This window comes from Vibrio genomosp. F10 str. 9ZD137, assembly GCF_049974785.1.
Taxonomy (GTDB): Bacteria; Pseudomonadota; Gammaproteobacteria; order Enterobacterales; family Vibrionaceae; genus Vibrio.
In genome coordinates this window covers 1-9,563 of sequence record NZ_JBNGCJ010001032.1, presented here as the reverse complement: position 1 = coordinate 9,563, position 9,563 = coordinate 1, and the positions used below count along the sequence as shown (strand labels likewise).

General features: G+C 44.9%; 11 protein-coding genes. 3 read left to right on the top strand and 8 right to left on the bottom strand.

What is annotated here, in order from left to right; translation table 11 throughout:
- Positions 1–703, top strand: a 703-nt coding sequence (locus ACP45E_RS21990) for an ATP-binding protein (RefSeq protein ID WP_141707487.1), incomplete at its 5' end; no start/stop codon positions are given.
- A 116-nt stretch (positions 704–819) separates the two neighbouring features.
- Here the strand turns inward: ACP45E_RS21990 and ACP45E_RS21985 are convergent.
- From ACP45E_RS21985 to ACP45E_RS21960, 6 genes are all read right to left on the bottom strand, one after another.
- Entirely contained in the window at positions 820–1,776 is a 957-nt protein-coding gene (locus tag ACP45E_RS21985; protein WP_017038340.1) for a DUF2860 domain-containing protein, read from the bottom strand.
- Positions 1,777–1,905: 129 nt separating this feature from the next.
- Positions 1,906–2,505, bottom strand: a complete 600-nt coding sequence (locus tag ACP45E_RS21980; protein ID WP_017034342.1) for a thiol:disulfide interchange protein DsbA/DsbL — start codon at positions 2,503–2,505, stop codon at positions 1,906–1,908.
- 36 nt (positions 2,506–2,541) lie between these two features.
- Positions 2,542–3,528 carry a serine/threonine protein kinase gene (locus ACP45E_RS21975; RefSeq protein ID WP_017034341.1) on the bottom strand — a complete coding sequence of 329 codons (987 nt, stop codon included), beginning with the start codon at positions 3,526–3,528 and terminating at the stop codon, positions 2,542–2,544.
- Positions 3,529–3,585: 57 nt separating this feature from the next.
- Complete coding sequence (gene ccoG / locus ACP45E_RS21970) at positions 3,586–5,004, bottom strand: cytochrome c oxidase accessory protein CcoG (RefSeq protein WP_017034340.1); 1,419 nt, start codon at positions 5,002–5,004, stop codon at positions 3,586–3,588.
- A gap of 327 nt (positions 5,005–5,331) precedes the next feature.
- Complete coding sequence (locus tag ACP45E_RS21965; protein ID WP_017034339.1) at positions 5,332–5,598, bottom strand: YihD family protein; 267 nt, start codon at positions 5,596–5,598, stop codon at positions 5,332–5,334.
- 113 nt (positions 5,599–5,711) lie between these two features.
- Positions 5,712–5,879, bottom strand: a complete 168-nt coding sequence (locus ACP45E_RS21960; RefSeq protein ID WP_170746653.1) for a hypothetical protein — start codon at positions 5,877–5,879, stop codon at positions 5,712–5,714.
- 345 nt (positions 5,880–6,224) lie between these two features.
- Here ACP45E_RS21960 and ACP45E_RS21955 point away from each other — a divergent pair, with 345 nt between their 5' ends.
- Entirely contained in the window at positions 6,225–7,019 is a 795-nt protein-coding gene (locus tag ACP45E_RS21955) for a sporulation protein (protein WP_017034338.1), read from the top strand.
- A gap of 85 nt (positions 7,020–7,104) precedes the next feature.
- Positions 7,105–7,764 (top strand): PAQR family membrane homeostasis protein TrhA, encoded by a 660-nt coding sequence (gene trhA, locus ACP45E_RS21950; protein WP_017038339.1) that lies wholly within the window; start codon positions 7,105–7,107, stop codon positions 7,762–7,764.
- A 100-nt stretch (positions 7,765–7,864) separates the two neighbouring features.
- Here trhA and ACP45E_RS21945 read toward each other — a convergent pair whose 3' ends face one another.
- Complete coding sequence (locus tag ACP45E_RS21945; RefSeq protein ID WP_017034336.1) at positions 7,865–9,310, bottom strand: TrkH family potassium uptake protein; 1,446 nt, start codon at positions 9,308–9,310, stop codon at positions 7,865–7,867.
- A gap of 28 nt (positions 9,311–9,338) precedes the next feature.
- The coding region (locus ACP45E_RS21940; RefSeq protein ID WP_277815739.1) for a TrkA C-terminal domain-containing protein at positions 9,339–9,563 on the bottom strand (225 nt) is incomplete at its 5' end.

The following is a 9,563-nucleotide window of genomic DNA, read 5'->3' as shown; positions in this document are numbered from 1 at the left end:
CTCGATGGCGGCGCTGGTGGGGGGAGGCTCGATTCCTCGGCCCGGAGAGATTTCTTTAGCCCATAACGGGTTACTCTTTTTGGATGAAATGCCCGAATTTGAAAGAAAAGTGCTCGATTCATTGCGAGAACCTTTGGAGTCGGGTGAGATCGTGATTTCTCGCGCTCAAGGAAAAACCCGTTTCCCAGCTCGCTTTCAATTGGTTGGGGCGTTAAACCCAAGTCCTACTGGTTATTACGAGGGAAGTCATACGCGTACCAATCCTCAATTGATTCTGCGCTACTTGAGTCGACTTTCTGGTCCACTGCTTGATCGGTTTGATATGTCGATAGAAATTCCAGTGCTACCCAAAGGCGTTCTTACAGAAGGTGGAGACAGAGGTGAGCCTACTGAGGTGGTAAAACAACGAGTGAAAATCGCCAGAGAACGAATGCATGAGCGAAGTGGCGTGGTTAATGCGCTGCTTGGTAGCCGAGATATCGATCAATATTGCCCGTTGGAAAAAGTCGATGCTCAGTTTTTAGAAACCGCTTTGCATCGCCTTGGTCTTTCTATTCGTGCTTATCATCGGATCATTAAGGTCGCTCGAACCATTGCCGATCTCGACGGTGCAGAGAGAATAGAGAAGCCTCACTTAGCAGAGGCGCTTGGGTATCGAGCGATGGATCGATTGTTAAAGCAGCTGACCTTACAAGCGGTCTAAGAAGATGGTTAACAAGGCGGCATAACATAATAGGTTATCTTATTTTAAAGATGTGTCGCGATCATTAATCCGCCATAACCTGATGTTTATGGCGGTTCTAATTTATGATCTAGAGATTAGAATTTGTAGTTAACCCCCAGTGTTACGATGCTTTGAGATTCATCATAAAAGTTAATATTTGCATCGGTTTGGCTATACCCAACGAAAGAAATGAAAGACCAATTTTGCCAGCCCATCAAGTTTTGGTATTCATAGGCGACAAAAAATTTCAATCCATCATCGTTACGTATTTGATTTCCAAATAAGTGATTACCCGCTTGATAGTCATGCTGAGAATAGGCCGCGGTTAAAGCGATGTTATGCTCACCGATTGATTGAAACAGACTCAGTTCACCTCGGTACCCCTGGTAAGAATTGGCTTCCCCTTGTGCATCGCTTTCAATATACGCGATGGCAGGCAGCAGCATGGTCGTGCGGCTTAGAGGAATTCTTACTTGCCCTTTGATGAGAAAGGTTTTGGCGTCACGAGCTAATGCGGTATTGACCAGGGCATCCTGCTCAACCTCTTTATCAGCGTAGGCCATGTCGAGAGAGAATAAGCTCCCTCCAATATTCGACAGCTTTAATCGATAAGCGTTACCGTCGACATCGGTTTCTTGGCGTGCCGTTGTGGTCTCGTAAGGATTCTGCCACTCACTGCCCGACATGACCGTTGGAAGGTAGGCGATGTCTACTGTCATTCTCGAAGGGAATTGATATTTATAACCCAATTGTAAGGCAAGTGTCCCTATCGCGATATCATCACGAGTCGTACCAAAATAGACCTGTTGGTTTGATCGGCCGAATGTATAGGCAAGATTACCTAGCGGGGCAACAATCACTGTGTCATCGGTTTCTGCGGTTTGATCTAAACCGGTTAGAATGGCATTAGCGTTGGTATTGAGATGCGATTGAGTGGAGATATACCCAGTATTGAGAGAGATCTCTCCGCTAAACCCATTGCTAGAGCCCAGTTTGGCGTAAGTAGGGGCGGCAGTCAGTAAGGTAAAAAGTAAGATATAGCTGGCTTTCATTAGGTTCTCCATCACCTGAACAAGAGCTTCTACTATACGTTATGATTTATGTACTTATAGCGTTTTTTAATAAAAAAAGAGAACGCACTATGTTCTCTTTCATTGGATGGTGATTCTGTGGTGGTAAAACTACTTGGTCAGCAAGTAATTCACTAGTTCGAAGTATTCCGTCGTCGTTTTGATTGACTGAGCTTGAACAAGGTAGCGGTTATTGACCACGAGAGCAGGGACACCAGTTAGGCCACTGTCTTGAAACTGTTTATCAAAACGGCGAACCATGGAATCGACGGCAAAACCATTATATGCCGCGTCGTATTTCTTGCCATCAACGCCTTCATCCAAGAATATTTGGCGCAACTCTTCTTCATTTTTGGGTGGCTTGCCCATGTTATGGATGCGATTAAAAAGGACTGGGACCATTTTGTCTTCGACTTTTAGAGCGATCATCGTGGCATACGCTTTACTGACCGGTTTACCCATTGATCCGCCCATGAATGAAACATGGCTTTTCAGTAGCTTAGCGTCTTCTGGTAGCTGTTGTTTCATTTGTTCAATAACAGGTTCCAGTGAATTACAGTGAGGGCAGTAGAAAGAGAAAAACTCCGTGACTATCGGCTTTTTTGAAGGCTCAAGATCGAGCACTTTATAGTGTGTTCCTTCTTCAAACTGTGCCGCGTGAGCTGTAATACTCAGCATTAGGGTTGCGAAAATTGCAAACAGCTTCTTCATTGTTATCTCCATATTCTAATTATAAGGCAAATGCCATTACCATTGTGGTGTGAGTGATAATGACGGTTCACTCAGCGCCGCAATTTGTTCTTTAAAGCCTAAGACTTGGCTTTCCCAGTATTTTGGGTCATTAAACCAAGGAAAAGCGATGGGAAAAGCCGGATCTTGCCACCTTTTTGCCAACCAAGCCATATAGTAGACCATTCGTAGACCACGCAAAGGCTCAATAAGTTTCAGCTGCGAGTGATCAAAATCACAAAACTCTTGATAAGCTTCTAAAACGATGTCCAGTTGAGCCAATTTTTCTGTTCTATCGCCACTGAGAAGCATCCATAAATCTTGAACAGCAGGGCCATTTCGAGCGTCATCGAGGTCGACAAACATTGGGCCATCTCGCCATAGAATATTGCCAGGATGGCAGTCTCCGTGTAGGCGAATAATATCGACGTTAGGCTGCCATTGTGCTTCTAATCGAGAAATTAACAGGTCAAGATCGCTGAAAAAAGCGTTCTCAAGGTGCATTGGAATAAAGGTCGAATTTTCCAACAGCTTCTTCGGCTGATGCAAATATTCATCTAGGCTGATCGTCGGTCGATGAGCAAATGTGCGCTGCTGCCCAACTTGGTGAATGCGACCAAGAAAGCGACCCACGCCTTCCAGTTGATCCAAGTTATCCACTTCGAATTGTCTTCCGCCTACACTCACAAACAATGCAAATAGGTAGCCTTGGTATTGATGTAGAGTATGACCGTTAATTCGACATGGCGGTGCGACCGGCACTTCGGCGTCGTGCAGTTCTAGGGTAAAGTCGTGCTCTTCTTGGATTTGCAGTTCGCTCCATCGCTCAGGTCGATAGAACTTCACAACATAGCGTTGACGTTCTTCATCGGTGAATTGGTACACACGGTTTTCGTAGCTGTTAAGAGGCAAGAAACCAGACTCGGCACGAATACCGATACTCTCTAATGCGTACCACATGAAATCGGGTGTCAGGGCATTAAAATTAAAGGCTTTTTCGGTCATAAAATAAAAAGGCTCATTAACTGAGCCTTTTCCTTAGTGTAAGAGTGAGAATATCGATTAAAGCTTCTTAATAAATCGACTTTCTACTTCAATACTGAAGTCGTCATTGTCAGACAGTATAAACTGAATCGTCGTGACAGATGAGGTTAAGTTGTCAGGATTGACTCCTAAGCTCATTGGCAGGTTGAGTACTTCCCCTGGTTTCACCTGAACCGTTTGGCGACCGTACCAAGTCGCATCGGTTAAGCCGGTGACTTCCAGTTGGTAACGCTGCGTCTGTTGTGTTTTATTGATGATCTTCAAGGTGTAAGTATTTTCAATTTCACCGACGTTGTTTTCTCTGAACAGCTCACTTCGGTCACGAATAACACTGAGTCCCGCAGGATCGACACTGGCGATTTGCACAAAGAATAATCCAATCATCACAACAAGAACCAAGCCGTAACCAATCAGTTTTGGCCGCATGATATCGGTCTTATTGCCCGCCAATTGGTGTTCCGTGGTATAGCTAATGAGACCTTTTTTGTATTTCATGCGCTCCATGGTTTGATCGCAAGCATCAATACATGCGCCGCAGTTAATGCATTCGTATTGCAGACCGTCACGGATATCAATACCCGTAGGGCAAACCTGAACACAAAGGTCACAATCGATACAGTCACCTAATCCCAATTCTTTTGGATCGGCTTTACGTGCTCGTGGGCCGCGCTCTTCACCTCGCTTGCTATCGTAGCCGACAATGAAGGTATCTTTGTCGAACATCGCTGATTGAAAACGAGCATAAGGACACATGTGGATACACACAATGGAGCGCATCCAACCGGCATTCGCATAAGTACATGCGGCGAAGAAAATCACCCAAAATACAGGCCAAAAAGTGCCACTAAAGGTGAAGAAATCGACAACCAATTCTTTGACCGGAATAAAGTACCCGACAAAGGTTAAACCTGTTGCAAGAGCGATGGCGATCCAAGCGCAATGCTTTAATATTTTTCGAAACAGTATTTTCCCAGTGAGCTTTCCTGAATCTTGTTTACGCCGCTTGTTGGCGCTGCCTTCGAGTTTTTCTTCAAACCAGATGTACATAAAAGTCCAAACGGTTTGTGGGCAAAGGTAACCACACCAGACTCGACCTAAAAAAGTGGTGATAAAAAACAGCCCAAATGCCGCAATCATAAAGAGCAAGGCGAGGAGCGTGAGATCTTGTGGGTAGAGTGTGGTGCCAAAGAAGTTAAACTGCTGGCTGGCAATATCGAGCAGGATCGCCTGGCGTTCTCCGTAAGGTATCCACGGAATCAGAGTGAATAGCGCGAGTAAAAACCAGCCCCCATAGCGGCGTAGTTGCTGAAATACCCCTTTGCTTTCTCGAACATAGATGCGATTGCTTGGGTTGAAGCGATCTTGTTTCCCTTTATGGGTCTTGGGGTTATATGTTTTGGGAGTGATATCCTTAACATCGATCTTGTCCTGACTCATGAAGTCATCCTTTTCTTTGGGCTGCTAGGCATGGGTTCTGCTGCTCATGCTCTATCGACATTGCATTTTGGTTGGTCAATACTTTTGTTTGTAAATTAGCGTTGCTCGCAAATTAACGCTTTTGCAAATGCATCTTGTTTGCTGAGACGTATTTTAAACGCCTGGGCGCTAAGTGGCGGGTTATTATACAGTGGATTGTGGATTCAATTGTTTAACATTAACCACACTTCATAACAAAATGTGCCTGTTTTATGGTGGGTTAGCCTTAAAGGGAATAAAAAAGCGACCGGATGGTCGGTCGCTAAGATCACAAGGAAGGAAAATACGTTATTTGATGATGCCTCGGGCGCGTAGAATCGCCTCTTTAAAATCATTTTCTTGGTCTTTCTTTAATCCTGGAATCATGTCTGATTTATCGCTATTACGCATTTTTAGATGGTAAATAAGCACGTCGTCAGTGAGGTCGTCGAGTTTGCCTTCATAACCAGCTTCTTTCGCTAATTTTACAATAAATTGTAATAAGTTCAGCTGCTGGTCTTTTTGCCATTCAGGCTCGAGAAGCTCGACTAATTCTTCAATTCTATGGCACTTCACTATTTCATCTCACGGTTATCATTTTATGAGATCTAATGTATCAAATATCACGTTTAAATCTAGGGTTGGTCGATTTTAGGTACAAAAAAGCGCAGTGAGTACTGCGCTTTTTATTAAGCCGCTTTTGTTTCTTTAGTAGGGTCTGACACCGTTCTTGCTGTCTTCTCTGCCAAAGTCATCACGGGTGTTGCCTGTCTTGCTGTCGGAGCAGTAGCAAAGCCACTACGACGACGAGACGCACTGCGATTTGAGTGCGCAAACCTGACGGGTGTTGGGCGCATTGATTAACCTAACTGCCAGGCATATCCATTGCCAATTTAATGGCCTAAGCCGTTATGAGTTGAGCTTCAATTGCTTGAAGGGTGGCTCTTCTGGCTCTCGCCAATCCAAATAACGACTCAGGAGTTGTGATATGCAAGCACATCAAAAAATAGATTAGCACCAACTTGTGGGTTGGTCGATATATAAACAGTTTTTGTGTGGTTTTTTTATGATAAAAATGTGATTGAAATAGAGGCTAACAATTTGACGGGTCTTTTCAGGACGGAAGTAGGAAAAACGCTAGTGGGGCGATTGAGTTAAGACTCGATTCGTGGTTACTATGGATACTCATCAAGGAGGTGTGTATGTCATTTTTCAAGAAAACCCTCGCAAGTTTTGGTATCGGTTCAGCCAAGGTTGATTCGGTGTTGCAACAAGAAGTGTTGTACCCTGGTCAAGGCGTCAACGTGACCATTCATGTCTATGGCGGTTCAAGTGAACAAGAAATTGATAATATTGAGCTAAAGCTGTGCTGTCGATATGTCGAAGAGGTAACGACTGAGCCTGGAAAAAATTCTGAAGGCCAGCGTACTCGTCGTGTCAATAAAACACACACATTAGCCGAGTGGACGTTGCCCTATGCATTCACGATAAAATCAGGTGAAGAGCGAGATTTTAACGTTGAACTAGACGTCCCACTTAATACCCCAGTGACCATCGGGGATGCGAAAGTGTGGTTGGAAACCGGTCTGGATATTTCGATGTCGATCGATCCCACGGACAAAGATATTTTGACGGTGAGGCCCGACCCGTTAATGGATGGGATTTTTACGGCACTCGAAGAGCAAGGACTAAGAATTAGGCAAGTGGAGTGTGAGGCGGTCAAAGGCTTTGAATTACCCTTTGTCCAAGAGTTCGAATTTGTACCTACGACAGGTCCTTACCATGGGCGCTGGCGTGAAGTTGAAATCGTTGCGCACCATACAGAAAGCGAGTTGAAACTTTGGTTTGAAGTGGATCGAAATCGCAAAGGTGCAAAAGGTATGTTGGCAAGCTTGCTTGGGTTGGGGGAATTAAAACGTGAGTTATCTATTCCTATCGGAACCAATCCGGAACTGGCAGGGAGACAGGTTCTCGCGTTTTTAGAAGAGAGCTGTTAAGCGTGGATAATTATTTAAGCTTACAAGTGTAAGCTTAAATGTGCGATACTGCCGATTATTGAATTTCTACTTTGGTTAGTCGCTCATGAACTCTGCAGTTAGCTCGGAATATTCCGTCCGTGAAGAACAGGCAAATGCAATAACCCATGGCCTTGGTGTGCTTTTTGGCATCGTCGGTTTAGGACTCCTACTGCATAAATCGATTCATGCTCAAGGTGATACGCTGACTCTAGTGAGTATGGCTGTTTATGGCGCGAGCATTGTTGTGCTTTTTCTGGCGTCAACCTTGTATCACTCTATCCCTTCCCCTAAAGCTAAACGTTGGTTAAAAACCTTTGATCACTGTGCGATTTATTTGCTGATTGCCGGCAGCTATACCCCTTACTTACTGGTAAGTCTTCGAACGCCACTTGCGATTGGGTTGATGGCCGTCATTTGGTTCATTGCCTTGTTCGGTGTTATCGCCAAGCTGTTTTTTGTTTACAGGTTTGAAAAGTTATCATTGGTGACTTATTTAGCCATGGGGTGGCTGTCGTTAGTCGTTATCTATCAATTGGCTATCAGCATTGAAGTCGAGGGGCTAATCTTGCTTGCCGCAGGCGGGATTGTCTACTCACTCGGTGTGGTGTTTTATGCCATTAAACGCATTCCTTATAATCATGCCATTTGGCATGTGTTTGTTTTAGCAGGGTGCGTGTGCCACTTTCTTTCTATATATCTGTATGTGGTTCCTGTTTCTTCATAAGGTTAGGCCATAGGAGGCTGTGGCTATTTTGTCTCAGGGGTTTTAATCAGCAAGGGTTGGAATCAGTCGGAATTTGAATAAACAGGAATACACTAAACCGTTAACTTCTCCAGAATGCTGGGAAAAATAGCACGAGCAGAGTTAAAATCTCCAACCTTCCCATTAACATGCCAAAGCTTAATAACCATTTAGCGGCATCGGGTAACGGAGCGAAATTACCCGTTGGGCCAATGACAGAACCCATTCCCGGCCCGACATTGGCGACTGCAGTAATGGAACCTGAAATGCTGGTGATAGGGTCAAGCCCCATTGTACTTAGCCCTGCGGCAATGAAGATAATGGTAATGAAGAACATCAAGCCAAATGAGACGACAGAGCGAACAATATCGTCGTTCACCGGGCGCTGGTTGTAGCGCTGAACAAACACTCCATTAGGGTGAATAAGTTTCATCATCTGTTTATTCAGTAGCGCTATCGCAATCTGAAACCGGAAGACTTTAATCCCTCCTGAGGTTGACCCAGAACACGCGCCCGCCATCATTAAAAACGCGAAGAGAGTGGTAGGAAGTGCGCCCCATGCGGTGAAATCTTCTAAACCAAACCCAGTCGTCGTGACAACAGAGACGATATTGAACATCGCAACACGAAGGGCATCTATGCTCGAATATCCATCTCTCACGACCAGCCATAAGGCAACAACGAAGCTAGAAATTAGGAATAGATAGGTAAAGCCTCTTGCTTGAGAGTCTTGTAACAGTACATCAGGCTTACGTTTTTTTAATGCGGTGACGAAGAGCAAAAATGGTAACCCCCCCAAAAACATAAACAGCGTTGCTACCCAATGCGACCCATGAGAGAAGCTATTCATCGAACCATCAGAGGTGGAATACCCACCGGTGGATAAGGTGGTAAAGGCATGATTAATCGCTTCAAACAGTGACATACCCGTGACAACAAACCCAATACAACACAACAGGGTTAGCGTCAGGTAAACAATCACGATATTTTTTGCCACGGTTTTGGCCCTAGGGCTGCTTTTATCGGACCAATCGGAGGACTCGGTTTGGAATAGCTTCATGCCACCGACATTGAGCATCGGCAGAACAGCGACCGCCATGACAATAAATCCAACGCCGCCTAACCACTGCAATATAGAGCGCCATAATAAAATGCTAGGTGCCATGGTATCCAGGCCACTTAATACGGTGGATCCCGTAGTGGTAATCCCAGACATGGTTTCGAAGTAGGCATCGGTGAAACTAATGTGGTTAATAAACACAAAGGGGAGAGCGGCAAACGCACTGGCGATCGTCCAGACGAGGCTAGTGATGAGGAACATATCACGAACACTGAGTTTAAACGTCGCCGTCCGACCCAGTGATAAGCACAAAAAAGCCACAAAATGGGTAATCAATATCGACTGACCAAACTCCCAAAAACCAGCAGTACCAGTAAAAAAGGCAACGAGAGTCGGGATGTACATAAATAGGGCTAGCTTTGATAAAAGTAGCCCTATGACAAAGAGTATGGGACGCAGGTTTACCATTCAATGATGCTCCTAGTCGCCACGATATCTATAAGAAAAATGCACTTGGTTGGAATAGTGCTTCTACGTCGGGAACGTATTTTTTGTCAACCAAGAACATCACAACGTGGTCGTCTTGCTCGATGATGGTTCTATCGTGGGCGATGAGTACTTCTTCTCCGCGAACAATGGCACCTATGGTTGTACCCGGTGGAAGTCGAATATCCCCAATGGCGCGACCAACGACTTTAGAGGTGGTTTCATCGCCATGAGC

Coding starts and splice junctions, on each gene's coding strand:
- ACP45E_RS21985 (WP_017038340.1), bottom strand. CDS start 1,776: ATGAAAGCCAGCTATATCTTACTTTTTACCTTACTGACTGCCGCCCCT.
- ACP45E_RS21980 (WP_017034342.1), bottom strand. CDS start 2,505: ATGAAGAAGCTGTTTGCAATTTTCGCAACCCTAATGCTGAGTATTACA.
- ACP45E_RS21975 (WP_017034341.1), bottom strand. CDS start 3,528: ATGACCGAAAAAGCCTTTAATTTTAATGCCCTGACACCCGATTTCATG.
- ccoG (WP_017034340.1), bottom strand. CDS start 5,004: ATGAGTCAGGACAAGATCGATGTTAAGGATATCACTCCCAAAACATAT.
- ACP45E_RS21960 (WP_170746653.1), bottom strand. CDS start 5,879: ATGCGCCCAACACCCGTCAGGTTTGCGCACTCAAATCGCAGTGCGTCT.
- ACP45E_RS21955 (WP_017034338.1), top strand. CDS start 6,225: ATGTCATTTTTCAAGAAAACCCTCGCAAGTTTTGGTATCGGTTCAGCC.
- trhA (WP_017038339.1), top strand. CDS start 7,105: ATGAACTCTGCAGTTAGCTCGGAATATTCCGTCCGTGAAGAACAGGCA.
- ACP45E_RS21945 (WP_017034336.1), bottom strand. CDS start 9,310: ATGGTAAACCTGCGTCCCATACTCTTTGTCATAGGGCTACTTTTATCA.